The sequence below is a fragment of the Paenibacillus oralis genome (assembly GCF_003863965.1).
GTDB classification, from domain to species: Bacteria; Bacillota; Bacilli; order Paenibacillales; family Paenibacillaceae; genus Fontibacillus; species Fontibacillus oralis.
Map to the genome: position 1 here is coordinate 4,177,502 of NZ_RRCN01000001.1, position 25,602 is coordinate 4,203,103.

Annotated in this window: 27 protein-coding genes and 2 tRNA genes; 20 read left to right on the forward strand and 9 right to left on the reverse strand. The window is 53.0% G+C overall.

From position 1 onward, the window contains the following. Positions 1–12: 12 nt before the first annotated feature. Genes mutM through EHV15_RS18680 form a run of 3 tightly spaced genes read left to right on the forward strand, consistent with a single transcriptional unit; the run spans position 13 to position 2,077 of the window. Complete coding sequence (gene mutM, locus EHV15_RS18670; protein ID WP_128632525.1) at positions 13–924, forward strand: DNA-formamidopyrimidine glycosylase; 912 nt, start codon at positions 13–15, stop codon at positions 922–924. Continuing rightward, positions 921–1,517, forward strand: a complete 597-nt coding sequence (gene coaE / locus EHV15_RS18675; RefSeq protein ID WP_128632526.1) for a dephospho-CoA kinase — start codon at positions 921–923, stop codon at positions 1,515–1,517. The genes mutM and coaE overlap by 4 nt, the downstream gene beginning before the upstream one ends. After that, positions 1,514–2,077: a lytic transglycosylase domain-containing protein gene (locus EHV15_RS18680; RefSeq protein ID WP_128632527.1), complete on the forward strand. Its 564-nt coding sequence runs from the start codon at positions 1,514–1,516 to the stop codon at positions 2,075–2,077. The genes coaE and EHV15_RS18680 overlap by 4 nt, the downstream gene beginning before the upstream one ends. A gap of 70 nt (positions 2,078–2,147) precedes the next feature. On the opposite strand, the gene EHV15_RS18685 is transcribed toward EHV15_RS18680, so the two are convergent. Then, on the reverse strand, positions 2,148–2,384 hold the full coding sequence (locus EHV15_RS18685) for an alpha/beta-type small acid-soluble spore protein (RefSeq protein ID WP_128632528.1): 237 nt from the start codon (positions 2,382–2,384) through the stop codon (positions 2,148–2,150). 125 nt (positions 2,385–2,509) lie between these two features. On the opposite strand from EHV15_RS18685, the gene nrdR reads away from it, so the two are divergent. The 6 genes from nrdR (at position 2,510) to EHV15_RS18715 (ending at position 7,886) form a co-directional block, all read left to right on the forward strand. Further along, positions 2,510–2,980: a transcriptional regulator NrdR gene (gene nrdR / locus EHV15_RS18690; RefSeq protein WP_128632529.1), complete on the forward strand. Its 471-nt coding sequence runs from the start codon at positions 2,510–2,512 to the stop codon at positions 2,978–2,980. A gap of 186 nt (positions 2,981–3,166) precedes the next feature. Next, complete coding sequence (locus EHV15_RS18695) at positions 3,167–4,129, forward strand: phosphate ABC transporter substrate-binding protein (protein ID WP_128632530.1); 963 nt, start codon at positions 3,167–3,169, stop codon at positions 4,127–4,129. Between the two features lie 86 nt (positions 4,130–4,215). After that, positions 4,216–5,118, forward strand: coding sequence for a phosphate ABC transporter permease subunit PstC (gene pstC / locus EHV15_RS18700; protein WP_128632531.1), 903 nt, complete (start codon positions 4,216–4,218; stop codon positions 5,116–5,118). Beyond that, complete coding sequence (pstA, locus tag EHV15_RS18705; RefSeq protein WP_128632532.1) at positions 5,115–6,002, forward strand: phosphate ABC transporter permease PstA; 888 nt, start codon at positions 5,115–5,117, stop codon at positions 6,000–6,002. Before pstC ends, pstA begins: the two co-directional genes overlap by 4 nt. Before the next feature lie 12 nt (positions 6,003–6,014). Further along, a complete protein-coding gene (pstB, locus tag EHV15_RS18710) occupies positions 6,015–6,773 on the forward strand; it encodes a phosphate ABC transporter ATP-binding protein PstB (protein WP_128632533.1) in 759 nt (252 codons plus the stop codon). Between the two features lie 483 nt (positions 6,774–7,256). Continuing rightward, positions 7,257–7,886 (forward strand): DedA family protein, encoded by a 630-nt coding sequence (locus EHV15_RS18715; RefSeq protein ID WP_128632534.1) that lies wholly within the window; start codon positions 7,257–7,259, stop codon positions 7,884–7,886. Between the two features lie 72 nt (positions 7,887–7,958). Here EHV15_RS18715 and EHV15_RS18720 read toward each other — a convergent pair whose 3' ends face one another. Then, the gene (locus EHV15_RS18720; protein WP_128632535.1) at positions 7,959–8,147 is read right to left on the reverse strand and encodes a hypothetical protein; all 189 of its coding nucleotides are present in this window, start codon (positions 8,145–8,147) and stop codon (positions 7,959–7,961) included. Between the two features lie 236 nt (positions 8,148–8,383). Between EHV15_RS18720 and EHV15_RS18725 the strand changes: the two genes are divergently transcribed. Beyond that, entirely contained in the window at positions 8,384–9,364 is a 981-nt protein-coding gene (locus EHV15_RS18725) for a helix-turn-helix transcriptional regulator (protein WP_128632536.1), read from the forward strand. A gap of 404 nt (positions 9,365–9,768) precedes the next feature. Here EHV15_RS18725 and EHV15_RS18730 read toward each other — a convergent pair whose 3' ends face one another. From EHV15_RS18730 to EHV15_RS18745, 4 genes are all read right to left on the reverse strand, one after another. Next, a complete protein-coding gene (locus tag EHV15_RS18730; RefSeq protein ID WP_128632537.1) occupies positions 9,769–10,602 on the reverse strand; it encodes a carbohydrate ABC transporter permease in 834 nt (277 codons plus the stop codon). Between the two features lie 22 nt (positions 10,603–10,624). Beyond that, entirely contained in the window at positions 10,625–11,512 is an 888-nt protein-coding gene (locus EHV15_RS18735) for a carbohydrate ABC transporter permease (RefSeq protein WP_128632538.1), read from the reverse strand. 33 nt (positions 11,513–11,545) lie between these two features. Then, positions 11,546–12,919: an ABC transporter substrate-binding protein gene (locus EHV15_RS18740; protein WP_425464479.1), complete on the reverse strand. Its 1,374-nt coding sequence runs from the start codon at positions 12,917–12,919 to the stop codon at positions 11,546–11,548. Between the two features lie 272 nt (positions 12,920–13,191). Next, the gene (locus EHV15_RS18745) at positions 13,192–15,285 is read right to left on the reverse strand and encodes a P-loop NTPase family protein (protein WP_128632540.1); all 2,094 of its coding nucleotides are present in this window, start codon (positions 15,283–15,285) and stop codon (positions 13,192–13,194) included. Positions 15,286–15,903: 618 nt separating this feature from the next. Here EHV15_RS18745 and EHV15_RS18750 point away from each other — a divergent pair. Further along, on the forward strand, positions 15,904–19,392 hold the full coding sequence (locus EHV15_RS18750; protein ID WP_128632541.1) for an S-layer homology domain-containing protein: 3,489 nt from the start codon (positions 15,904–15,906) through the stop codon (positions 19,390–19,392). Positions 19,393–19,768: 376 nt separating this feature from the next. Here the strand turns inward: EHV15_RS18750 and EHV15_RS18755 are convergent. Next, positions 19,769–19,841, reverse strand: a tRNA-Lys gene (locus EHV15_RS18755). Between the two features lie 13 nt (positions 19,842–19,854). Further along, a tRNA-Ala gene (locus EHV15_RS18760) sits at positions 19,855–19,930 on the reverse strand. Between the two features lie 301 nt (positions 19,931–20,231). Here EHV15_RS18760 and EHV15_RS37390 point away from each other — a divergent pair. After that, entirely contained in the window at positions 20,232–20,405 is a 174-nt protein-coding gene (locus tag EHV15_RS37390) for an ester cyclase (RefSeq protein ID WP_246062032.1), read from the forward strand. Positions 20,406–20,428: 23 nt separating this feature from the next. Here the strand turns inward: EHV15_RS37390 and EHV15_RS18770 are convergent, their stop codons facing one another. Next, a complete protein-coding gene (locus EHV15_RS18770; protein ID WP_128632542.1) occupies positions 20,429–20,746 on the reverse strand; it encodes a DUF2642 domain-containing protein in 318 nt (105 codons plus the stop codon). A 160-nt stretch (positions 20,747–20,906) separates the two neighbouring features. Between EHV15_RS18770 and EHV15_RS18775 the strand changes: the two genes are divergently transcribed. The 8 genes from EHV15_RS18775 (at position 20,907) to EHV15_RS18810 (ending at position 25,280) form a co-directional block, all read left to right on the forward strand. Further along, entirely contained in the window at positions 20,907–21,194 is a 288-nt protein-coding gene (locus EHV15_RS18775; protein WP_128632543.1) for a Dabb family protein, read from the forward strand. 65 nt (positions 21,195–21,259) lie between these two features. After that, complete coding sequence (locus EHV15_RS18780; RefSeq protein ID WP_128632544.1) at positions 21,260–21,688, forward strand: DUF86 domain-containing protein; 429 nt, start codon at positions 21,260–21,262, stop codon at positions 21,686–21,688. Positions 21,689–21,880: 192 nt separating this feature from the next. Continuing rightward, positions 21,881–22,252, forward strand: coding sequence for a YtxH domain-containing protein (locus EHV15_RS18785; protein WP_128632545.1), 372 nt, complete (start codon positions 21,881–21,883; stop codon positions 22,250–22,252). Positions 22,253–22,411: 159 nt separating this feature from the next. Continuing rightward, on the forward strand, positions 22,412–23,227 hold the full coding sequence (racE, locus tag EHV15_RS18790) for a glutamate racemase (RefSeq protein WP_178075885.1): 816 nt from the start codon (positions 22,412–22,414) through the stop codon (positions 23,225–23,227). A 78-nt stretch (positions 23,228–23,305) separates the two neighbouring features. Next, on the forward strand, positions 23,306–23,935 hold the full coding sequence (locus EHV15_RS18795; RefSeq protein WP_128632546.1) for a TraX family protein: 630 nt from the start codon (positions 23,306–23,308) through the stop codon (positions 23,933–23,935). A gap of 93 nt (positions 23,936–24,028) precedes the next feature. After that, positions 24,029–24,268 carry a hypothetical protein gene (locus EHV15_RS18800; protein ID WP_128632547.1) on the forward strand — a complete coding sequence of 80 codons (240 nt, stop codon included), beginning with the start codon at positions 24,029–24,031 and terminating at the stop codon, positions 24,266–24,268. 445 nt (positions 24,269–24,713) lie between these two features. Next, on the forward strand, positions 24,714–25,016 hold the full coding sequence (locus tag EHV15_RS18805) for an iron-sulfur cluster assembly accessory protein (RefSeq protein WP_128632548.1): 303 nt from the start codon (positions 24,714–24,716) through the stop codon (positions 25,014–25,016). A gap of 30 nt (positions 25,017–25,046) precedes the next feature. Next, positions 25,047–25,280 carry a DUF1450 domain-containing protein gene (locus EHV15_RS18810; protein WP_128632549.1) on the forward strand — a complete coding sequence of 78 codons (234 nt, stop codon included), beginning with the start codon at positions 25,047–25,049 and terminating at the stop codon, positions 25,278–25,280. Positions 25,281–25,602: the final 322 nt, after the last annotated feature.

Consider the following 25,602-nt stretch of genomic DNA (forward strand, 5'->3'; position numbering starts at 1 on the left):
GAGGTGACTAACATGCCGGAATTGCCGGAGGTGGAAACGGTCAGAAGAACGCTGACCGAATTGATCGTGGGGAAAACGATCCGCTCCGTCAAAGTGTACCTGCCGCGAATTATCCAGCGGCCGGACGATATACAGCGGTTTGAGACGGAGCTTGCGGGCCACCGGATCGTGGAAATCGGCCGCAGAGGCAAGTTTTTGCGGATCGTGATGGACGGGCTTGTGCTCGTTTCCCATTTGCGTATGGAGGGCAGATACGGACTGTATTCCGAGGGCGAGCCCGTCGAAAAGCATACGCATGTCATTTTCAAATTTACGGACGGTACGGAGCTGAGATATAAGGATGTCAGACAGTTCGGCACGATGCATCTGTTTTCGCCGGGGGAGGAATTTACGAACCAGCCTTTGGCCAAACTGGGACTGGAGCCGCTGGAGGATTCCTTTACGCCGGAGATCTTCCGGCAGCTGATATCGCGGCGGAAGACGAAAATCAAACCCGCGCTGCTGAACCAGGAATATGTCGTCGGCTTGGGGAATATTTATGTGGATGAAGCCTTGTTCCGTGCCGGCATCCATCCGGAGCATCCGGCGGACAAGCTTAGCGGTCTTAAGCTCGACCGGCTGCACGAGGCGATCGTGGCCACGCTGAACGAAGCGGTGAACGCCGGCGGCTCCTCAATCAAATCGTATGTGAACGGTCAAGGGGAGATGGGCATGTTCCAGCATGCCTTGCGCATCTACGGGCGGACCGGCCAGGCTTGTCTCGTATGCGGGCATCCGGTGGAAAAGACGGTCGTCGGCGGCCGGGGAACCCATTTTTGCCCCATATGCCAGAAGCCTTACCGGCCCAGCCGCGGACAAAGCAAGGCAGGGCCCGGACGGCCCGGTTCCCGCTCCCGCGAAAACAGTGAGGTGTTGAAGGGATGAACATCGGCCTGACCGGAGGCATCGCCACAGGCAAAAGCACGGTATCCCGCATGCTGGTGCGAAAGGGAGCCGTTTTGATCGACGCGGACGTCATCGCCAGGGAAATCATGGAGCCCGGGCATCCGGTTTTGGCCGCCGTTGCGGAGCGTTTCGGACAAGCCGTGCTGCACCCTGACGGGACAGTCAACCGCAAAAAGCTGGGCGAAATCGTGTTCGCAAGCCCTGAGGAGCGAAAAGCGCTGGAAAGCTTGACACATCCGGCGATACGCGCCGAGATGAGAAAACGCATGGCCGAGCTCGAAGCCGAAAGTCCCCGCCGGCTTGTCGTCGCGGATATTCCGCTCTTGTACGAGTCGGGGCTCGAACGGCTCTATGAACGGATCATGGTGGTTTACGTACCGAGGGACGTGCAGCTGTCCAGATTGATGCAGCGGGACGGTTTAAGCCGGGAAGAGGCAGAGCGCAGGCTGAATGCGCAAATGGATATCGAACTGAAAAAAGAAAGGGCGGATATCTTGATCGACAACAGCCGTGGACTGGATGAGACGGAGCGTCAGATTGACGAGTTTTGGCGGGATCAGGGACTGCTATGAGGTGGCTTCGCAAAAAAAGAGTGCTGCTTTTGTTATTCCTGGGGTTTATCGTTTTGATCTTTTTTAATTCCGCTTGGCTCTCGTTGTTTTATCCGATTTATTATAAGGAAGAAATTCGCTCTCACGCGAAAAACAACGGCATCGACCCGTTTATCGTGGCGGCCATCATCAAAGTGGAGACCAATTACAAGACCGGAGCCCAGTCGAAAAAAGGGGCTTTGGGGATCATGCAAATCATGCCGGATACGGCGAATTGGGTCATTACGAAAGCGGGTTTGCCCGATACGTCGCTGGATCAGGTGCAAAACGAGATCGGGACCAACATCGAAATCGGGACCTGGTATTTAAAGTCGCTCTCGGACCAGTTTGACGGCAATGCGATTGCCATGATCGCCGCTTACAACGCGGGGCCGACCAATGTCAAGAACTGGATCAAAAGCGGGAAATGGGACGGCCGTTTGGAAACGTCCAAAAATATACCCTTTGGCGAAACCCGTCATTACGTTCAGCGGGTAACGCATTACTATAAACAGTATTCCGACATTTACGACGAGTTTTGATTTATCATGAAAAAAGAGAAGCACTGACCGGCGTTATCCGCCTGTCAATGCTTCGGGGTGATCGGCGTTATTAGAATTGGCCTGCTTGGCCAGCTTGGCCCGCCAGCTGTTGTTCAGCGAGAGTAACCAAGCGTTTCGTAATGAAACCACCGATCGAACCGTTTTCGTAAGAAGTCAGGTTACCAGCATATCCGTCTTGTGGGAAAGAGATGCCAAGTTCCTGAGCGATTTCATATTTCATTTGATCCAATGCTCCGGAAGCTTGTCTAACCACCAGGTCGTTCGAAGAGTTATTATTTTGTGCCATGATGTTCACCTCCTTGTGGTTGGTAACAGTATTATGTGCCGGGACTATCAACTTCATTACTTTTTTTCGAAGTTATTTATTGGAATTAATGTAAATTGCAATCTGTGGAAGGGAGGAGACTTACGTTGAAATGTCCGTATTGCGATTATTTGGGGACAAAGGTGCTGGATTCAAGGCCGGCCAACGAAAACAGGTCGATCCGCCGCCGGCGGGAATGCGAGCAATGCAGCCGGCGGTTTACGACCTTTGAAATGGTGGAAGAAATGCCGCTGATCGTCATTAAAAAGGATGGAAGCCGCGAGGAGTTCAGCCGCGAGAAAATGCTGCGCGGCTTGATCCGCGCCTGCGAGAAACGCCCCGTTTCCGTGGAGCGGCTGGAAAGCATCGTGTCCGAGGTGGAGCGGTCCGTGCGCCATTCGGCCAATGCCGAAGTGGAAAGCCGCGAGATCGGCGAACTGGTGATGGAGCAATTGTATCCCGTGGACGAAGTGGCTTATGTTCGTTTTGCTTCGGTGTACCGCCAGTTTAAAGATATCAATATGTTTATGAAGGAACTGACCGGGCTGCTGTCCAAAAATACGAGAGAAATCGAATAACCGGTTTGATTGAACAAACACTCCCTGTATCCATTTGAGGGGAGTGTTTATTTTTGTTTGCCTTTGTCGAAATTAAAGGGGGCCCAACATTGTTATTTTACACAAAGTTTACATTACGAAAACACGGGATTGATCTTCGCCGCCTATAATCAGTTTGTAAAACAAATAAGGGGGAAACCTAAGACAATGAAAAAGAGTATGCTTATGGTTTTGACTTTGGTATTAAGCTTGACCTTGGCGGCTTGTGGTCAGGGTGGCAACGCGAAAACTAACACCTCGGGTGCTGAAGGCGGTAACGGTGGGGCGACGAACGAGGCACCGGCGAACAACGGCGGGAACGCGGCAACTTCGGATTTGTCCGGTTCGATCCTGGCTGTAGGTTCCTCGGCTCTCCAACCGCTGGTAGATCAAGTTTCGAAAAAATTCATGGAGCAAAATCCAAACGTGTCCATTCAGGTTCAAGGCGGAGGCAGCGGCACGGGGCTGACGCAAGTTTCCGGAGGACAGGCTGACATCGGCAACTCCGACGTGTTTGCCGAAGAGAAACTGGAAGCCGCTCAAGCTTCCGAGCTGGTTGACCATCAAGTAGCGGTTGTCGCTATGGCCGCTGTAGTGAATCCGGAGGTAACGATCGATAACCTTACGAAAGACCAACTGGTGCAAATCTTTACGGGTAAAGTAACGAACTGGAAAGACCTGGGCGGCCCGGATCAAAAGATTCAAATCGTAAACCGTCCTTCGAGTTCCGGTACGCGCGCTACTTTTGAGAAATACGCGCTTGGCACGAAAACGGAAGACCTGCAAGGCTCGATTCAAGAGGATTCCTCCGGTACGGTTAAGAAGCTTGTCGGCGAAACGCCGGGAGCCATCGGTTATCTGGCGCTTTCCTACCTCGATGACAGCGTAAAAGTCGTGAAATACGAAGGTGTGGATGCGACTGTAGACAATGTGGCAAACGGCACTTATCCGGTATGGGCTTACGAGCATATGTACACGAAGGGCGAGCCTAACGAAGTTACTAAGGCATTCCTCGACTACATGGTTTCCGAAGATGTGCAAAAAGAAGACGGCGATGTTGTAGAGCTTGGCTACATTCCGATTAGCAAAATGCAAGTTAAACGCGATGTAGACGGCAACATTACCAAATAAATAACAGTATACGATAACATCATATCGGCAGAGTGAAGAGGCGGACATTTCTGCCTCTTTCTGTGCTGTGTAAAGGGAGAGGTTTCATGGCTCAGTCCGGCGAAAATAAAAAAGTACAGCCGCACATTATAGAGGAATGGACCGGTAAAATATTTACTTCATTTTGCATCGTGCTGCTGGTTGTGACGATTTTCTCGATGGTGTATTTTGTCTCAACCAAGGGCTTAAGCACCTTTTTTCAGGACGGGATTTCGATCGGCCAAATTTTTGGAAGCACCGAGTGGAGGCCGGAGGGCGTACCTCCGATGTTCGGAGCGCTCCCTTTCATTTTGGGATCGTTCAGCACTTCGATCCTGGCGGCTCTCATCGCTGCGCCGCTCAGCATCTGCGCGGCTCTGTTTATGGTCGAAATTATGCCAAAATTCGGCAAAAAGTTTTTGCTGCCGGTGATCGAGCTGCTGGCCGGGATCCCTTCGGTCGTTTATGGTTTTGTAGGCCTGAGCGTGATCGTCCCGTTTTACCGGGACATTTTTCCCGGACAAGGGCTGGGCATTTTTGCGGGGGCGACGGTATTGTCGATCATGATATTGCCTACGATTACGTCCATCGCCACGGATGCGATCACCGCTCTACCTCCCGGCTTGAAAGAAGGTTCTTATGCTTTGGGGGCCACGCGGTGGCAAACCTTGTGGCGGACCGTCCTGCCAACCACGTTGCCTTCGCTGCTCACCGGGGTCGTGCTGGGGATGGCCCGGGCCTTCGGGGAAGCGCTCGCCGTACAGATGGTGATCGGGAACGCGCCGCATATTCCGCGCTCGCTGTTTGAATCCACCTCCACGCTGACCAGCGTCATTACGCTCAGCATGGGCAATACGGTTATGGGGACGATGCAAAACAACGTGCTTTGGACGCTTGCCTTAATTTTGATGCTGATGACCTTCGTCTTCGTCTTTATCGTACGGTGGCTTGAAAGGAGAGCAAAACGATGAGTGCAAAAACAGCAGACAAAATCGCCACTGCCGTCATTATTGCGCTGGCAGGCGTTATTGTGCTGATCATGGTCGGGCTGCTCGGGTTTATTTTAGTCCGCGGGCTAGGCCATATCAGCTTTGATTTTCTGACTTCTCCGCCGGAAACGATCAAGGCGGGCGGCGGGATTGGTCCGCAATTATTCAATTCCTTGTTCCTGCTTGTTCTGACGCTGATCATCACGATTCCGCTTGGACTCGGCGCCGGCATCTATATGAGTGAATATGCGAAACCGGGCAAACTGACGAATTTTATCCGGCTGATCGTCGAAGTATTGTCTTCTTTTCCGTCGATTGTCGTCGGTTTGTTCGGCTTGCTTGTGATCGTTAACGTTTTTGGTTTCGGCTTCTCCTTGTTCTCCGGGGCGCTGGCGTTAACTGTATTTAACCTGCCGCTGATGGTGCGGATTACGGAGCAGGGCATGGCCAGCGTGCCGCAGGCGCAGAAGGAAGCGAGCCTGGCGCTGGGCCTGTCCAAATGGAAAACGATCAAATCGATCATGCTGCCGATCGCGCTGCCGGTCATTTTGACCGGGACGATTCTGGCTGCGGGCCGCGTGTTTGGCGAAGCGGCGGCACTGTTGTTTACGGCGGGCATGAGCAGCCCGAGACTGGATTTCGGGAACTGGAACCCGCTTAGCCCGACGTCGCCGCTGAACCCGTTTCGCCCGGCGGAGACGCTTGCCGTCCATATCTGGAAGATCAATTCCGAAGGACTGGCTCCGGATGCTCCCGAAATCGCCGCGGGCGCATCGGCCGTGCTCATCATCACGGTGCTTCTGTTCAACCTGCTCGCACGTTGGGTCGGCCGCCTGATGTACAAGAAATTTACGGCTACGAAATAGGAGGGCTCCGAGGTGCAAAATACCGCATTATCCACGAAAAACTTGAGCGTGTTTTACGGAGAAAAACAAGCCGTAAAAGACATTTCGCTCGACTTCGCCTCGCGGCAGGTGACGGCGTTAATCGGGCCGTCCGGCTGCGGGAAATCGACGTTCCTGCGCAGTCTGAACCGGATGAACGATTTGATATCCGGCGCCCGGATCACCGGGGACATCTGGATCGGGGACGACAATATCAATGATTCGAAAACCGATGTCGTGCTGCTGCGGCAAAAGATCGGCATGGTGTGGCAGAAACCGAATCCTTTTCATAAATCGATCTATGAAAATATCGCGTTTGGACCGCGTTATCACGGCATTCGCGACAAGAAGAAGCTGGATCAGATCGTGGAGGAGTCGCTCACCAAAGCCGCGCTCTGGAACGAGACGAAAGACCGGCTGCACAGCTCGGCGCTGGCTTTATCCGGAGGACAGCAGCAGCGTCTCTGCATCGCCCGCTCGATCGCGGTGAATCCGAGCATCATCTTGATGGATGAGCCGGCTTCTGCGCTGGACCCGATTTCGAGCGCCAAAATCGAGGAACTGATCGCCGAATTAAAACGCGAATACTGCATTATCATCGTTACCCACAACATGCATCAGGCCGCGCGGGTATCGGAGAAAACCGCGTTTTTCCTTATGGGTGAGCTGGTCGAGTTTGACGACACCAGCAAAATCTTTACGAACCCTTCGGAAAAACGGACGGACGATTACATTTCCGGGCGGTTTGGATGAACCGGTTTTTTAAAAAGACCGAGTCAGGGGAGTCAGCTTCCTCGGGCTCGGTTTTTGCCTTAAGATTAGAAATTATAAAATTTTGGGTCTGGTAGAGGGTGATGCGCAGGTAGAGAGGGGGGAGAAGAGGGAGCTGGGGGCTAAGGGACACCAGAGCCGTTAATTTCGGAAAAACGGAGGTTTACAAAATGTAACGGACACAGATGCACTTATTTACCTCAAATCGGCCTGGATGAACTAGTTTAGAGCGAAATAGGGACATGTGAGTCCGTTAGGCTGGGAAATACCCGGGAAATGGGTGAATAAGGTCGCTGGAGTCCGTTAGAGCAGCGTCCACACTGAAAGGCCGCCCCGCCCGCAGTCCAGGATGGAACCCGCCCCCGGGCCATTTTGGATTGGAAATTCTCCGCGTATACTGTTAACATAAAAAAAGAATGAGGCGAATTGATGGCGGCGCCTTGAACTCGTAAAAGGAGAACGATCATGAATGTGCTGGCTTGGATTGAGCGGATGTTCGAGCATTACGGTTATTTCGTATTGTTGCTCGGACTGCCGGTGGATTTTATCGCGCTGCCGTTGCCGCCGGGACAAACGACGCTAACATATACCGGTTATTTGGCCTATAAAGGGGTACTCCAGTTCGTTCCGGCTTTACTGGCCGGCTACGCCGGATCGGTGATCGGCGTAACGATTACGTATTGGATCGGCCGCCGGATCGGGGCGCCGCTGATTGAGCGCTACGGCAAATGGATTTTTTTGAAACCTTCCCATTTAGAGAAAACAAGGCGGATTTATGAAAAGTACGGGAATAAGATGCTGTTGATCAACTTTTTCGTACCTGGGGTCAGACAGTTTTTCGGATATTTTGTAGGCATCATTCGCGTCCCTTTTCGTACGTTTGCCCTTTATGCCTATGTCGGTGCGGCTATATGGGTTACCGCTTTTGTAAGCATTGGATTCGTGTTTGGCGAGCAGTGGCAGTACGTGATCGGGCTGGTGGAGAAGTATCTGAAGTATTTCTTTATGGGCCTTGGGGCTCTGTTGCTGGTGATTGTATATGTGAAGTGGAGAAAGTGGCGGCTAAAAGTAGCCAAGCTGTCGCGAAACTCTTAAAAGGTAGTTCATACGCACTTAAAGGAGCCCGGGGTCGATGATCCCGCGCCTTTTTTGACTATTCTGAACCCCTTATGACCTTTTAGGCTTGGGGGTCTTCGCCGCTTCCCCGTCGGCTGTCTCCTCCTCCCGAAGCTTTAGCAGGGACAGCAATTCAAAAAAGTTCCCCAGAGCGGCGAATCCGGCCCCGATGATCGCCAGATCGTTGGCGGTAACTATCGCATCGTCCGTTTTTTTCGTCTTTCGTCTTCTTTTTGCCAAGCACACCACCTGCTTTGAAGTCAACTTGCATTATCATATGCTGCAAATGAAAACGATGGTCATGTTTAAACGAAACTGGGCGCCCCACTCATATACAACCGTTAGCAAAAGACTGGAGCCCGGGATGCCGCAGTTACTCCAACTAAAGTTTAAGAGATGGCGCCGCTCGCCTGATCCATTTACAATAGAGGCATTACTTCACGCACAAGAATTTCCCATGAGAAAGGTAGAGAGCCGTGTCCAAAGCCGATAATATGTTGTCCATTCTTTGGCTGCTGCGGTCGGGAAAAAAGATGACGGCCCAGCAGCTGGCGGACGAGCTGGAGATCCATATCCGAACCGTATACCGCTGCATCGATTCTTTGTGCGCCAGCGGCGTGCCGATCATCGCCGATTCAGGACCTAACGGGGGTTATCGGATTCTCGGCGACTTCGCGGAATCGCCGCTGCTGTTTGATGCGGACGAGCAGAAGGCGCTGGTGCACGCTTCGATATTCGCCAAGGAGGCGGGGTACCCGTTTTCCGCCGAGTTGGAGCGGGCGTTAGAGAAACTTAAGCGTTATACGAACGAGAAGCAACTGGATCAAATGGAACGCCACGGCCGCGGCGTGTCCGTGATTTATCCGCCCGTGGGCGAGAAGCAGTCGGTTTTTCTGCAGCAGCTGGAGGAAGCGGCGGCGGAAGGCCGATCGCTTGTTATGGAGTATGCGCGGGGCAAGGATTCGGCCGTGGAGAGCCGCGTGTTTGATTGTTACGGCATCATTCACTGGAAGGGGAGCTGGTATACGGCCGGTTTTTGCCGCCTGCGGCAGGGTCTGCGCAGCTTCCGGGTGGACCGCATCGTCCGCTTGGAGCCTTCGGATCACCGGTTTGAGCGGCCGGCGGATTTTTCCGCGAAAGATTTTTTGCTGGGCGGATTGCTGCCGTCTTCGCTGCGGGAGGAGTCCCTGGTCACCGTTCGCATAACCGGACATGACCGGGTCTTAAATGAACTGCAAAACCATTGGATGTTCGGCCACACGCTGGTTCGGCGGAGTGAAGGGGAAGCGGAATTCAAAATGGATTCATCCGCTCTGTATACTTATGTGCCGTACTATTTGCTGCCTTACGGCAAAGCGCTGACGATTCGCGAGCCTGACCGTCTCGTACGGCGGATGGCGGGGATTTGCGCGGATATGGCCGGCCACTATGAGGGGATGAACAAGGAAGCTGAATAAATAAGGGAGACCGCGTCCGCAGGCGCGGCCCTGCTTCTTTGTAAGATTATTTATATCGGCAAGTAGGCCTTGATGTAATTGGGGAAAGCCATCATCTACCTGTAGAGTTGACGCTGAAACAGAGCGGCGGAAAGATTGTTTTTCATGGGAAGAAAGGGAACCCGGTGAGATCAACTGCAAAAGTACATCTCATTTAGGGCTGTACGCTAAAAAAGTAACTTTTGACCGGAAATGAACTGCACTTATACATTTGAGCCACCGGTTTAGGGGAGTTTCGACAAAAACCGCCTGCACTTTTGCATTTCGTGGGCTTTCCCCTCTTCTTTAGCAATTCTATAATCGCAAGAAAAGCTACCTTTAAGCGCGGTTTGGCTTCCTCGAAAGTACGTTGATGGACGTTCTTCTTATCCTTTCGTGCCGCCCTGAAGGCCAAAGCCTTTGGACATAAACCGCTGCGAAAGGATATACAAAACGACGGAAGGGACCGCATACAGGATGGAGAAAGCGGCCAGGTTCCCGTACTCCACCATCCCGTATTGTCCGAAAAACTGGTACAGCTTTAAGGAAGCCGGGAAGTTTTCGGGGGTTTGCAGCAAAATATACGGAACGAAGAAATTGCCCCAGCTTCCCGAAAACGTGAAGATGGCCACCGTGCAGATGCCCGGTATCATCAGGGGAGCAATCACTTTGCGGATGCCCGTAAACACCGACGCTCCGTCGACCCATGCCGCTTCCTCCAGGTCCTGCGGCACGGAGTCCATAAAGTTTTTCAGCATCCAGATCCCGTAAGGCATTGAGGAGGCGACATAAAACAGGATTACCCCGTAAATCTGATCATACAAATTCAGGGTGAGGAACAATTGGTACACCGGGACCATCACGGCCGTAATCGGCAGGGAGGTCATAAATAAAACGGTCAGCATGAACGGCTTTTTATATTTCATTTGGTACCGTGATAAGGGATAGGCCGCAAGCAGGGCCAGGACCACGACGAGCACCGCCTGGCCAAGCGACATAAGAAGTCCGATCAGGAAGGCGCGCTGATTTTCCCGGCTGGTGATCACTTCGATATAGTTATCCGCCGTCACCCGATGCGGAAGTTTCAGCGTCTGCATCGCGTTCGAGTCAATCGAGGCGACGATGACCCAAAGCAGCGGCAGCACGAAACAGATGCCGATAAAGGTAAGAATGGCGTACGGCAACACCCTGTAGACGATTTTGCGTTGTTTGGCGTTCATACGAAGTCTCCTTGTCAAAAGGTTATTTCAACGAACGGATATAGAACAGGCTGAGCACCACTCCGATCAGCAGGAGCAGCAGGGAGATCGCCGTTCCGTATCCCAGCTGATAATTGACAAAGGCCTGATTGTACATAAAGATTGGCAGCGTCGTCGTCGAAGTGCCCGGTCCTCCGCCGGTCATGGCGTAGATCAGCCCAAATACCCCAAGCGTCTGCAAGGTAACGAGCATCATATTGGTGACAAAACTTTCCTTAATATAGGGCAAGATGATCCGGGTGAGCACCTGCCATCTCGAGGCCCCGTCGACGACGGCCGCCTCTTCGACCTCGCTTGGCACATCGTCCAGCGCCGCTTGAAACACGAGCATGGAGAAGGCGGTCCCGTGCCAGATGTTGGCCAGAATGATCGTCAGCATCGGCACGGTGAACAGCCAGGTGACCACCGGGATGCCAAAAAAGGCGAGACCTGAGTTTAACGTGCCTTCGTCTCCGAAAAAACTGTACAGGCACAAGGCGCAGACGATTTCCGGAGTTACCCAGCCGGCCAGCACGATCGTGCCGATGACGCGGCGGAACAGCTTGTTTTTATGCTTCATCAATAAAGCGATGACAAAACCGAGCACCTGCTGGCCGATCACCGCCGAGCCAAACAGGAAAATCAGCGTATTCCAGATGCTGATGCGAACCGTGGGGTCCTTGAACATATGGATATAGTTATCGATCCCGACAAATTTCAGTTCCTTCGCGGATTCTCCGGTTAAGGCCAAATTCGTGAACGAATAGAAAAAGGTCAGGAATACCGGATAAATGAAGAAAATCAGCATGATGAGGACGGACGGAAGCAAAAAGTAGAGCCACGTTAATGAATTTCTTTTTTGCCGATACGGTTCGGCCGTTATGCTGCTCATGTCGTTCACCTCCCGAAGGCAAGTCGCTCACCGCTATTTTTGCGTCACATGATCTACGCCGACGATGCGGGTGATATCCTGAGCGTATTTTTTGGCGGCGTCGGCTGGAGATGTTCCCGTGGCTACGGATTCGACCATCGTTTGGATTTGCGTGGACACTTCCGGGTACTTTTCCTGGGCCGGTCTGAACTCGGCGTTTTGCAAATATTCCGTGGCGATTTCGTTAAACGGCATTTTCGTATATTCCGGATCTTTGGCCACATCGGCCCGAACCGTAATGTTACCGGAGGACATGACGAGTTTTTGGCTGTTTTCTTTGTTTAGCGCGTATTTGATAAACTCCCAAGCTTCGTCTTTATGTTTGGCATTGCTTGGGATGGACAACGCCCAACCGCCGGCCAGCGTGATCGTGCCGGGATCCTGGCCTTGACTCGTCGGCATCGGGGCAAAGCCGAGCACGTCTTTGTATTCCGGCCAAGGGGCGGCTCCGGTGTCCAGATAGTTGCCGGTAATCCAGGAGCCGTCGAGCGAAATCGCCAGCTTGCCCTTCGGCAAATATTCACGCGAAGCGGTGTTGCCGGCCTGACCGTTCAGCACTTTGGAGAGCGGCGGCCCGAGCTGCTCCTTGTTCACGGTTTCTATAAACCCGAGCGCGTCGAGGATGCCTTGGCTTTGCACGATCCATTTTCCGCCGGCCTCATCGTAAAGCCGTTCGCCCGTCCCGTACAGCAGCATTTCATAAGTTTGCATCGAGGTGGCTTCGCCCGTTGCCTTGCCCATGTTCATCCAGATCGGCACGACGTCCGGTTCCTTTTCTTTGATCGTCCGGGCTGCGCCCAGCACTTCGTCCCAGGTTTTGGGCTGCCAATCCTCGGGAAGTCCGGCCCGCTTGAAAATTTCCTTGTTATACCAAAGTCCGCGTGAATCGGTATTGTAGGGTACCCCGTACACCTTGCCGTCGCTGGCGGTCACGCCTTTTTTCATCGCTTCGATAAACGAGCCGTTGGTCCAATCCTCCCATGCTTTCAGCCGTTCATCAAGCGGCTCAAGGTAACCCGCGCTGGCGTCGGAGTTCAAGATAAACGTATCCTCCGTGACGATGTCCGGCGCCGTATCTTTCGATTTCAGAGCCAAAGCGACTTTAGCAAAATAGTCCCCTTCGGACGCCTGAATCGGCGTCGGCTTGATTACCACGTTTTTATTCGGATAGCCGGCGGCAACTTCATTGATCCATTTGTAAAACGTACCTTTTTCCCCGGCGCCGTCGTCCCGGTACGTGATCGTAATCGCCGTTTTTCCGGACCCGCCAGCCCCTTCGCCGCTTTTGCCGGAACAGCCGAATAGCAAAGCTCCGCACAATGCGATGCACAACACGACGGACGCAATCTGCCAACCGTTTTGTTTCATGAAGGCCATGTTTTTTCCCTCCCTGAAGTAAGAATGCCGATAGTGTAGCGGAAAAAGCTTGCCGGATTGTATCCGCTTACAAGCCCTTTTGATAAAAACATACTTTGTTGCCGAAAAAATTATTCTAAATTTGAATGGTTCTTTATAGGTATGCAGGGTTAGGAATAGAGGTGATTGGCGGAGAAAAGGGGAGGAAGTGCAGGCGCCGTGCGGAAAAACGGGTAGCCGACCCGGACGGATCGGCGTGTACATGAGTGAATTCGAATGCAACATCAGACCAGACGTGACAGCACATGGGCAAAATGTTCCAAGGCGGTCCGGGAATGGCGGTAAAATGTCGTCCGGCTCATATGGAAACGGGCGGCGAGCTCGTTTTTGTTCCATTCTTTCCGCACAAAGCTTTCCCTGAGGATTTGCTGTTCCAGCTTTGTTAAAGGATAGGCTGGAGGTTCGGCCATCAATAGATCCAGCACGTTTTTTTGCAAGGCGGCAGCGGGCAGATGCAGGGCACGAACGGACGGTATCCGTTCCAGCTGTTCGGTATCGTACAGCCGCTCCAAGATTCGTTTTACGGTCTTGCCATCGATCGGCACGGACAGGTCTTGGCCAGCTCCGGGCATTGGCATGTTTGGCGCATCGTCTGCCGGGCCGGTCTGCCGGATCACCTTTTGCACCCATTCCTCAAACGCAGCTTGCCGAAAATCGAGTTCCCATTGCGTCAGTCCTCCCGTATCTTCAGGGCCTTCGGGTTTGATCCGGCCGCTTTCCTTGAAACCCATCAGGGAAAATAAGCTGTTTAAATTCGGATCTGCGGTGATATTGATGCCCTTAAATCCGCGGGTCATAAAAATCAGCCATTGCCGCATCAGCAAAGCGCCCAATTCCTCAGGACGGTAAAGGGGGTGCCGGATATTCACCGCGGCGAGCAGCACGCAGATCGTGTCGGCCGCTTCCGCGGGGAGAAGGCGCAGCCCGGAAGAATCCTCACCCAATATGGAACTAAGCCGGGGAGCGTAACGATCCAATAGCGGCATCGTCCCGGCATGCAGCCAGAAGCCGGCGCAAAACGCCACTGGGGTTCCGCCCGGGTCACGCACGACAAAAATCCCCTCGGGATGATCGGTGGCGATCGTTTCCAGAAGTTCGTGATATTCTCGCGGATCGACCAGTTCGGATTGCCAATCGGAGTTGGAAATCGACCAGCCCAGAAACCGCTGCAGGTCGGGCAAATCCTCCGCACGATAAGGGCTGTGTTCCTGCGGCTTCAGGGTGGACGAAAAATCGGCGTAGGCATGGGCAGCCGGCAGAAACTCCCGGTAAAGCTCCAGCACATGGGCGGCAATCTGCATTTGCCGGCGTTTATCCGCCAGCCGGAATTGTTCGGCGAGCAGCTTGAACACATGAAGACGCTGCCGCCGAAACTGGCTTGGGTTTCGCCGGGCGTGCTCTTCCCGCAAAAGGCGGGCAACGACATGGTGCAGGGACAGGCCGTATGGAGTGCTGCGGATAAAGGACAGCTTCCCGAGCTCAAAATAGCCGGAAGCGGTTATCGGATCGTCCAGCAAATTGTCGATGGCAGGCTGGTCGGCTGCCGGCAGCAGCGACAGGACGGTTAACGCTTGGAACAGGGAAGGGGAAGCGACTTCTTTTAAAAATTCGGCGCTAAGCATGCTGGGGATTTCCCGGACATCCCCTTCCCGGGAACGCTGCAAGTCCACGATCATCGCCAGCAGCAGGGGAAGCCCCTCCGTTTTTTGCGCGATTTCCTTTTGCACGGCCTCTTCCAAACCGCTATCGCGCAAATACTCGTGTATTTCTTCACGCGAAAAAAGCTTCAGGGGAAACGTTTGAATGCGCCCGTCCAGAAGCGGATTCGTCCGCCATTTGACGGGAAGGCCGTTTCGCGAGGCGATGACAAGCAGCACCTCCGCATCTTTCAGCCTCGGCAAAAAGCTGGAAAGCAGCCAGCTTTCAATCAGGTCCAAACGTTCGCAGTTATCCATCACCAAAACGGACCGCTGCTTGGACAGCTCCGCCACCAGATAAGGCAGGAGGGGGACATCCGGGTCCCTGAATCTGCCGTATTCGTTTTGCAGGCTCATTTCCAGACTGGATAAAAAAGCTCCGGAAGTCGTTAGCTCGGATTGGCCATCCAGCCACAACACAAGCAGCGAAGCTTGTTTGGCCCTACGGAACATTTCCGTCAGCAGCGTCGTTTTACCGATGCCGCCGATACCGGAAACCGAGAATAGCCGTAAATCCCCACTGGGGTCCGCCACCCACTGCTCCAGACTGTTCATTTCCCGGGAAAAGCCGATTACTTGACGGCGGGCAATTTCATTTTTTTCTGTCGATATCGATTCCATTCCCCATCTTCCTTCTATATTTAAAATCTGAAACAAAAATGAAACATCATGATCATGCCATTATATTACACTATGAAATGCGACTATTAAAAATAAAAATTCGTATTTTTTAAGGTTATAGAATCTATAAATTTTCAGCGGAGCGGTAGCGATTCTATAATCGTGGGGAAAAACTACCGCTAAACGCGGTGTGGCTGCTCAGAGAGTACGTCGATAGACGTTTTTCTTAACCTTATCGAATTTATAAAATTTCGGGCATGGTAGAGGGTGATCCGCAGGTAGAGAGGGGGAGGAGAAGAGGAACCTGGGGCGGAGGCTAAGGGACACCAGAGCCGTTATTTGCGAAAAAACGGGAGTTTGCAAAATGTAACGGACACAGATGACGTTATTTACCTCAAATCGTCCTGGATGAACGGGTTTAGGGCGAAATAGGGTCGCCTGTGTCCGTTAGGCTGGGAAATACCCGGGAAATAGGCGGATAAGGTCGCTGGTGTCCGTTAGAGCAGCGTCCAAAGTTTAGGAAGAGCCTCCAATCGCTCCAAAGTAGAAGTCAGAGCCACTGAAAGACGACGTCAGGCGTTTTTCTTACGCATCTATTACTTGTAAAGGGGATCCAATATGACAAAACGCTTATCTGCTTTCTTAGCCTTGCTAATGATGTTTGCGATACTTGAACCGTGGGGAAGCCGTGCCGTCCATGCCGAAGCCGCTATTTCAGCGCCGCCCGAAGCGGATGGCTGGGTTCAAATATTCACGGTGGAGCAACTCGTTTATATCGATCAAAACCAGGAGGAATATCTAAACCGGAAGATTCGCCTTGAGAACGATATTGATTTAACCGGTTTTAACTGGATTCCTTTCGGCGGCAACGAGCATGCCGCATTTAGCGGTATTTTTGATGGAAGGGGCCATTTGGTCTCCGGTATTGAGGTGATCGACAGCCAACGGGAAAATGTCGGATTTTTCGGCAGCTCAACGGGGGTGATCAAAAACCTGGGGGTAGATGTTCATATCGAGGGAGGCGCCTATACCGGCGGACTGGTCGGTCTGATGAACGACGGCAGCATCGACCGTGCTTATGTAACGGGCAGTGTCAAAGGGGGGGAGAACGCCGCTCCGGGTGCGGTTACTGGCGGATTGGCAGGAGGGACCAGAGGCGAAATCACCCGCTCCTTTTCTATGGCATCCGTCGTTAGCGGTACGGCCCCCAACATCTATGTCGGCGGGTTGGCCGGCAGTCAAAGCAGAGGCGGGATCAGCGATTCGTATGCGATAGGAAACGTATCGAACCAGACCAGCACGAACTATTATCTCTTCTCCAGCGGCCTTGTGCCCCATATCGTTTACGGCAGCGCTCAGCGTACTTATGCGGCCGGGTATGTCGACAAGTCCAATTTAGCGGGGGCGTCTTACTCGTTGATCGCCGGATTGGTGGGGATAGACAATTTCGCAGGTTCTTTCGTTGCGGATTCTTTTTTCGACTCCGTTACCACCGGGGTAACGGCCGGCAGCGATCCGAGCGGAGCGAACGCCCGGGAGACGAGCGAGATGCGGCAGCAATCCACATATACGGATGCGGGCTGGGATTTCACGAATACGTGGGCGATCAATCCGGCGGTAAATGACGGGTATCCTTACCTAAGACCGGCGATTCTAACTGAAGATTTACCGGATGCGGTCAAAGCTGTCCCTTATTCGGTTTCGCTTGCGGTATTTGACGGTGCAAGAGGCGGAATTACCTGGAGCGCGACCGGCCTTCCCGACGGTCTGAGCCTAATCGGTACGGGGATGCATACGGCGGTGCTTCAAGGTACGGCGGAGCAGCCCGGCACGTACAGCATCAATATTACGGTAACGGATGCCGGAGGCGCCACCGACCGTACGACGCTCCAGCTGACGGTTAAAGAGCAAGCGCCCGAGATAGCTACCTTCAGTGTCGGCCCCGGCGCCGCGTACCAATCCGCCAAGGTGACGGCGGAGCCGCAAGGCGCGAATCATACGTTTGCTTATACGCTTAGCGATTCGGCGGATGTTCGGCCGCTGCTTGGCGCCGGGCTTCCTGAGGGCGCTGTGGCGTACCGGTTAGGAGAGGACATTCCGGACGTTACTTCGGGGCAGTATTTAAACGTATTCGAGGCGGATTCGAATGGCTTGATCCGGGCCTGGACCAGCGTCCGGCTTACGGCGGCCGATATTCAGGCAGCGGTTCGCGTCACCGGAGTTAGGCTGGAGCCGGATCGGCTGACGTTTGTCCTGGGCCAGGCGCCGCAAAAGCTTGCCGCCGTCGTCCTGCCCGAAGGGGCGACCGAACCTGCGGTGATTTGGAGTTCCAGCGCACCGGAGGTGGCCGAGGTCAACCAAAGCGGCGAAGTCACTCCGGTGGCGATGGGTGAAGCCGAGATCACGGTCACGACCGTGGACGGCTCCTTTACGGCAACCGCCAAGGTGACCGTAATGCCGCCTCCGGCAACCGCCGGAACGGTGACAGGAACTGTTTACGGAAGGGGGGAAGCCCCGCTTTCCGGAGTTACGGCCGCCGTGTACGGCAACAGTGCCACGACCGACAGCCAAGGGAATTTTATTTTGTATAACATTCCTGAAGGAAAGCAAACCGTTACGTTTACGGCTTCAGGGTATAAAACCTATTCCCTTACTGTAAACGTAACCGCGGGGGAGAGCACGGATGTGGGCCGCATCGCGATGACGATCGAAGATACGCCGGAAAATCCGGGGGATCCCGATGATCCGGATGGCCCGGCCGGTCCAACTGATCCAACCGACCCAACCGACCCAACCGGCCCAACCGGCCCGACTGATCCGGGTACACCGGGGAGTTCCGGTTCTTCGGGATCGCACCGCTCCCGTTCCTCAGCCGGTGCGGATAAGCCGGGAGATACTCCGGCGTCGGGTTCAACCATGACAATTGAAGTCAACGGGAAGGAAGCCAAGGTTAATGTCGTAAAAGAAACGGCAAACGATGGGAGAACTATAACGCGGCTCATTCTGGATGGAGAGCTCCTAAGCGCCGCATTTGCCTCGGAACGCGAAGTCATCATCGCCGTTAACGGCTTGGATCCGATCACCATAGCCGACTTGCCCGTGGAAGCATTGCGGGAGTCGCTCTTGACGCAGCCGGAGGGGGTTTTGCAGATACGTTCAGGCGGGCTTAGCTACGGCCTGCCGCTGCAAGTCATGGACAACATTTCCGGCGGACCGGTCCTAAGCGTCACCATCGCCAAACAGACGGACGCCGCAGCCGGTGAACTGGAAGAAACGCTGGCCGGACAAGGCTACCAATTGCTTGCGGCACCGGTTGACTTTTCACTTTCCTTAGATGGTGAGGAGCTGACGGATACAGGAGCGGTTTATACGAAGCGATCGATCAGGCTTACTAGCGGGGTTAATCCCGCCAAGTCCACCGCGGTGCGGGTGGATGCAAACGGGCGGGCACATTTTGTCCCTTCGGTATTTAAAGCGGAAGGGGACGGAACCGAAGCCTTCATCTATGCGCCGCATAACGGCATGTATACCGTGGTTCAATCGGAACGCAATTTTTCGGATGTCCGGGGGCATTGGGCGCAAACCGATGTTGAAATGCTCGCGAACAAGCTTGTCCTGACCGGCAGCTTTGACGGGCGTTTTACGCCTGACGGTCAAGTCACCCGCGCCGAATTTTCAGCAATGCTCGTACGGTCCCTGGGGCTTCGCGAAAAAACGGGCCAATCCGCTTTTAACGACGTTCCGGCGGGCGGCGCCTGGTACGCAGGGACGGTAGAAGCTGCCGTTGCCGCCGGGCTCATTAACGGGTATCCGGACGGTTCGTTTAAGCCAAACGCGCCGATCACCCGCGAGCAGATGGCGGTCATGATTGCCCGCGCCGCGGATTTTGCCGGGAAATTGCCGGAGGCGCATACTCTTTCGCTTGAGCGCTTTTCCGACCATTCCGGCATTGCGGGCTGGGCTCAGGACCCCGTCAAGCAACTGCTTGCGGCAGGGATAATCGAAGGCGCGAACAACAACGCGTTTGCTCCCGACGAGCTTGCCACCCGCGCCCAAAGCGCTGTTCTGCTGAAACGCATGCTGGAATACCTCGAATTTATCAATTAATACACGAAACACGAAAAAAAGAAGCTCCCTTAGACGGCGGAAGCGGCAAGCAACCGTTGTAAGGGGCTTCTTTTTAATGCCTAGTCGGGAATTTTCGGCCGCCCACGCCGAAGATAGCGGTAATTTTGGGCGTTATTTTTGATACTCCGGCCCTTGTCGGTGTAATAGCGGAATTTTTTGTTCTTATCTCGCCGATAACCCTTGGAAAAAGCTCTAATCCACCTCATCTAACGACAATAGCGGTAAAAAATTCCTTTATTTTAGCAAAACTTCATCATTGGCTAAAATAGAGACCTTTTTTACCGCTATTTTCGCAGTCAAACCGTGACCATCGCAAACATAAACAAAAAAACGGCATATCTGCCGTTTTCGTCTATGGATCGTCAGGGACTCGAACCCTGGACCAGATGATTAAGAGTCAACTGCTCTACCAACTGAGCTAACGATCCTCAAGGTGTAATATGGTGGAGCCAAGGGGGATCGAACCCCTGACCTCATCGCTGCCAGCGATGCGCTCTCCCAGCTGAGCTATGGCCCCGTGAGCGACTATTTTATTATATAAAAGTGAGTATTAGGTGTCAAGCTATTTTTAATAAAATATCCTATCAAAAATAACCATGTTGTCACACAGCTCTTTTCATAGGGGATTTCAACATGATTTGTTTACTCGCTTGCCAGCATTTCGCCGGTTTTCAGCAAAGTTTTTAATCCCGAAATGACGATCGGCAATCCGTTGGCGGAAGAGATCATCGGTCAAGGGGAAAAGGTACTCGTAAGAATGACGGTAAAAGGCACGCACCAAGGCGTGTTTTTTGGAACTGCGCCTACGGGGAACCAAATTGATGTTTCGTTGTATCGTCAATACCCGCGTAGTGGACGGAAAGATCGCCGAGCATCGCGGCTGGATCGATATGATAACGATGTGGCACCAAAGATGTGGCACCATATTCGAGGCGAAGCGCAATGACCTGAATTGCCATGTGATCTCGCAAAAAAAATCCGGCAATGATTAGCCGGAAGCAAAAGATGAAAAAGATTACTTCTCTTTCAAGCGAATCGCCGTAATTCTGGCGGCGGGCACGATTACGCGCTGCCCAAGCTCGTCGCTCAGGTCCAGGGAATCGCTTTGCACGGAGATCAAAATTCCGCGCAGGGCCGAGTTTGACGTTTCGATCGAAATGTTCTGTCCTACCGATTGCGACAGTTTTTGCTGCGTGTCCGGATCGGGAAAAGAGGCGGCGGCGATGCTTTCCTCCAACCGCTCGACGCGGCCGGTCAGCAGTTCCAGCTGCGCCTGAAGCCTGCGAATCCGTCTGCGCAGCGGGCCGTTAAGAAGGAAGCGAAGAACGCTCATTAGGTGTCACCTCCTCTATCAAATATGGTCTCTATCAAAAGAGACACTATATAGTATGTTGATAGATTCATAGCGTGCGGGTGCTCGTCTTTCCTGCGGATATCGGTTATGTTATATTTTTTACAGATATCGAAATTGAGCACAAGGGGAGACGTTAAAGATGATTAAGCATATCGTTTTGTTTAAATTAAAAGACGCATCGCCGGAAAGCGTGGAGCGCACGGCCGCGGTGCTGCGCGGTTTGGAAGGCAAGGTGGAGCAACTGCGCGCGCTGGAGGTCGGCATTGATGTGGTCCGCTCCCAGCGTTCTTATGACATCGCGCTGATCGCCACCTTTGATTCGCTGGAGGATCTTGAAGGATATCAGGTTCATCCGGAGCATAAAAAAGTGATCGAACATATGACCCAGGTCCGGGAAAGCCAGGTGGCCGTCGATTTTGAATTTTAACGTCGTTCCCGAAGGGGGACCGTTCTCTAATTAGACAGCCGCTACGGGCTGAAGGAGGAAACGCCGTGTATTACGTAAACCGGGAACAAATCGAACGCAGGCTGGAGCTTTTGCCGGAGCTGGCCCAGGTTTTGCGGGGAGCGGACAAGGCGCCGCAGCCGTCTTTGACGGAGCGTTACGCGGAGGAACGCGCCCTGCACTTGGCGGTGGAAATCGTCACCGACGTCGGCAGCTACTTGATCGACGGCTTTATTATGCGCGACGCCAGCAGCTATGAGGACATCGTGGACATCATTTTCGACGAGAAGGTGATCGATTCCGGGCAGCATGCGGTGTTAACGGAATTGGTACGCCTCCGAAAACCGCTGGTGCAGGATTATTATGCCTGGGACCGCTCGCAGGTTCGCGGGCTGGCGGACCGGCTTCCCGGCGTTCTCGCCGCTTTTGCGGATAGCGTACGGGACTATTTGACCCGTGAGGGCATTACTTCCTGAAGCAAACGGGCTAATCTTGACAAGCCGGTAAAAATTCGGACTCGTCCGGTGTGACCAATTTGGGCACCGCTGCTTATATATAAATTAACTATATAGGCATTCGCCCTGATCCATGGTTAACCGGCAGTCCGCAAGCGACTCCCGCTCCGCTTTCGTATGGGCAGGGAAATGCCGGCAAGGGAGAGATGAGTCGTGAGCAAAGGAAACAAAGGTTGGTTGTGGGGTGCCGCTGTCGGCACGATCGTCGGTTCGGTGGCTGCGCTGTTGTTTGCTCCGAAACCCGGACGCGAGCTGCGTAAGGATATCGCGGACGGGGCCCGGCAGGCCGGCGAGAAAACGCAGGAGATCGCCGGCAAGGTGACGGAGCAAGGTGCTGTCCTGGTCGGCAAAATTAAAGATACGGCCGAAGGAATCATCAGCGAATTCCAAGCGCGCCGTGCCGGCCATGTTCCGGAAGAGGAAGAAGCGCAGGCGGCACAAGCGTCGGGATTTGCGGAGGATATCGCAGGCGAAGCGGAAAAGGCCACGTCATTGGCCGGCGCCGCGTCTAAAGAAGAATCCTAATCATACGAAGAAGACCCTGTTTAAAGGGTCTTTTTCTATGTTCAGGGAATGGCTGAATCCTTGTTCCGCCCTATAAATTGAGGTAATATTTAGGTACGCTTTACGCTCTAATTTCATAAAGTAACGGGAGAGCATTAAACTACACATGAAGGATGCGGTATGTTCGTGCAGCAAGCCATCGCTATACTAGACTCGGGAGTAGGAGGCCTCACTGTCTGCAAGGAAGTCATGAGACAGCTTCCCAGAGAGAAAATTATTTACTTCGGAGATACGGCCAGAGCTCCCTACGGTCCCCGTTCTCCCGAAGAAGTCCGCTTGTTTACCGAGCAAATCGTCGATTATCTCATTCAGTTCGATCCGAAAATGATCGTCATCGCCTGCAATACGGCAACGGCGGCTGCGCTGGATTATATTAAGGCGAAGGTCAAAATTCCTGTTATCGGCGTGATTCATCCCGGTTCCAGGGCAGCCATCAGCGCCACCAAAACGGGGAAAGTCGGGGTTATCGGCACGATCGGCACCATTTGCAGCGGCGCTTACGACAAGGCCCTCCGCGAACTCAACCCGCAAATCGAGATCGTCAGCGAAGCCTGTCCCGATTTTGTCCCCCTGGTCGAGCGAGGGCTCTATGAAAATCCGGAGGCCTTGTACGTCGTCCAGGACTCGCTGCGGGATATGAAGGAACATCCGATCGATTGCCTGATTCTGGGCTGCACTCATTATCCTTTTTTAAAACAGCCGATTCAGCAAGTCATGGGTCCTAAAGTCAAACTGATCAGCTCGGCGGATGAAACGGCCAGGGAAATCAGCACGGTTTTGCATCAAAGAGGCTGCTTGGCACACAGGGACGAAATTCCGGTGCATCAGTTTTTCTGCAGTGGCGATCCGGGGATCTTCCGCAAAATCGCCCGGCAATGGCTGGGCGAGCAGATCGAGTTGACGCCCATCGTGTGGCAGGTGTTCAGTGCAATCTGACCCGCGCCTTAAACCTTTGGCGGGACGTTCTCCCGGCCAAAGGTTTTTTCAAAATTGTCAAGAAAAGGGGGGCGGACCATGCAATTCATAGCGATGATCACGATGTTGATCGACCATGTCGGGCTGCTGTTTTTTCCCGGAGAAATGCTGTGGCGGATCATCGGACGAATCGCCTTTCCCATTTATGCCTACGCGTTGGTACAGGGGCATGTCTACACTTCCAATTACCGGAAATATATTTCCCGCTTGTTTATCATCGCCGTATTGTCGCAAATCCCCTATCAGCTCGCTTTCGACACCAACGGCCTGAACGTCGTCGCCACGCTTTTCGTCTCTTCCCTGGTTCTGAGGCTGCTGGATTCGGTTAAACCGGGGATTGTATCCGCTCTCACGATCGCGGCCGCCTGCATCATTATGGAGGTTCTGCCGTTCGACTACGGCGCCTACGGTCTGCTTCTCGTGCTGATTTTCAAATATGCGGACAAGGGCGGAATGGTTGTGATGCATTTGCTCCTGAATTTGGCCTATCTCCTGGCTTACGGCTGGGTGATTCAACTGGCCAGCATCGTTCCGACGCTGGTGATTGCTTACGGACCCGGGCTGTGGAGAAGATTGGAGTCCTGGACGCTGCCGCGCTGGGTGTGGCGGGCTTTTTATCCGGCGCATCTGGCCGTTTTGGCGGTGGTGGTTTATATTCTGGGGATATAATTTTGCGCCGAAAGGGTTCCGGATGCTGAAATCAACGATTTGGGATAAACTATATAGTAGGGTTTAGGGATTCAAAGAGGAGGGTGAAGTCATTTGAGATGGACGAAAATTTTATCGCTTCGGCATTGGTCCCATATTTTTCGCCGCACTCTGCCGCTCCTGACCTCCGGGAACGTGCCGTTCACCGACAAGCTGCTGCTGGTCGCACCGGCGCTATTGTATTGGGTTCTGCCGGATGTGCTGCCGTTTATTCCGATCGATGACATGGCCGTGACGCTGCTGTTGATGAATTGGTTCGTCACTCGGACGGAGCGGAAATATCCGGGAGTTTAGCTTTGGCCTCACCTGGTGTAAGCCGGGCGGGCTTTTTTTGATTGATTTCGATTGATTACGAATTGATCCTATCTATTGGCCGCCTTGAAATCTAACGGTTGTAACAGCTGCTATTTTACGAAAAAAGACCTTTTCTAAATTTTAACGGTTGTGAGCGCCGTTATTTGCCTTGATCCAGGTGAAATTAGCCAGTTTTAAGTGAAATAAGCGCGGGTGGCAACCGTTAGAGTTTGAAATTGGCGTTTTTGGAGCAAATAGCGGCTGTGGCAACCGTTAAAATAGTTACGTGGTTAGAAATGTATCTTGTCAGATCTGATTTGATGGAACGTTGGTGGTGCAATACGGATTTTTAGCAGACAATTTTTAGCAGGCGGCCTTGCTTGTTTTGCCGGGTTTCTTTACAATAGGAATGTTAGGCAAGCCATTTAAGGATAGGAGAGATCGTATGAACGTGAAAATTACCCGCAACGCGGCGAAAGTGATAAAAAAAGAATTGGAAAAGGAAGAAAACCAGGGCCTGGTGCTTAAAGTGTTCATCACCCACTCGCATGGCGACCATGCCCACTATGGCCTGGATCTGGTGAAACAGGACGAGAAGGGGCAGATTGTAAAGACGGATAAAGAGATCGACGTGCTTGTTGAAGGTACGGACCCGCTGCTCGACGGCGTGAAGATCGATTACTTGTATTTTCCGGAGGAAGGTTTCGTCATCACCAATCCGTCCAAAGGCAACCACGGAGATCACTAAGGCAAAGCATCAGTAAAGAAGGGATCAAGCATGGCTAACGATATTCGGATTTGCGATAAATGCAATCATATCCGCATGAAGACGTTTGTACCAAAATTGCAGAAGCTCGCGCCGGACGCCGAAATCAAAGTCGGCTGCAAATCTTATTGCGGCCCTTGCGGCAAAAGAGCGTTCGTATATATCAACGGCCGGTACATCAGCGCGTCGACGGAAGACGAAGTGCTGGCTAAAGCAGCCCCGTTTGTGAAAAAACCGAAACTATAGAAGGCAGCCAGTTAGGGCTGCCTGGAAATTAGGCCGGGAGACGCGGCCAATAGATTACCGCCGGGGGATTATGCTCCGGCGGTTTTTTTTAGAGCTGGGTCAACTGCGTTAAGTGCGTTAAGTGCGCTAAGTGCACCAACTAGCGCTAACTGCGCTAACTGCAAAAGTGCATGCGGTTTTCGTCGAAATACCTCGAAACGGGTGGTTCAACTGCAAAAATGCAGTTCATTTCCGGCCAAATTGTCTAACAGTCCCTAAAGAGATGTACTTTTGCATTTGGCAGGTCATTATCAAGGGGGATTGGCTTCAATCGCCTGCACTT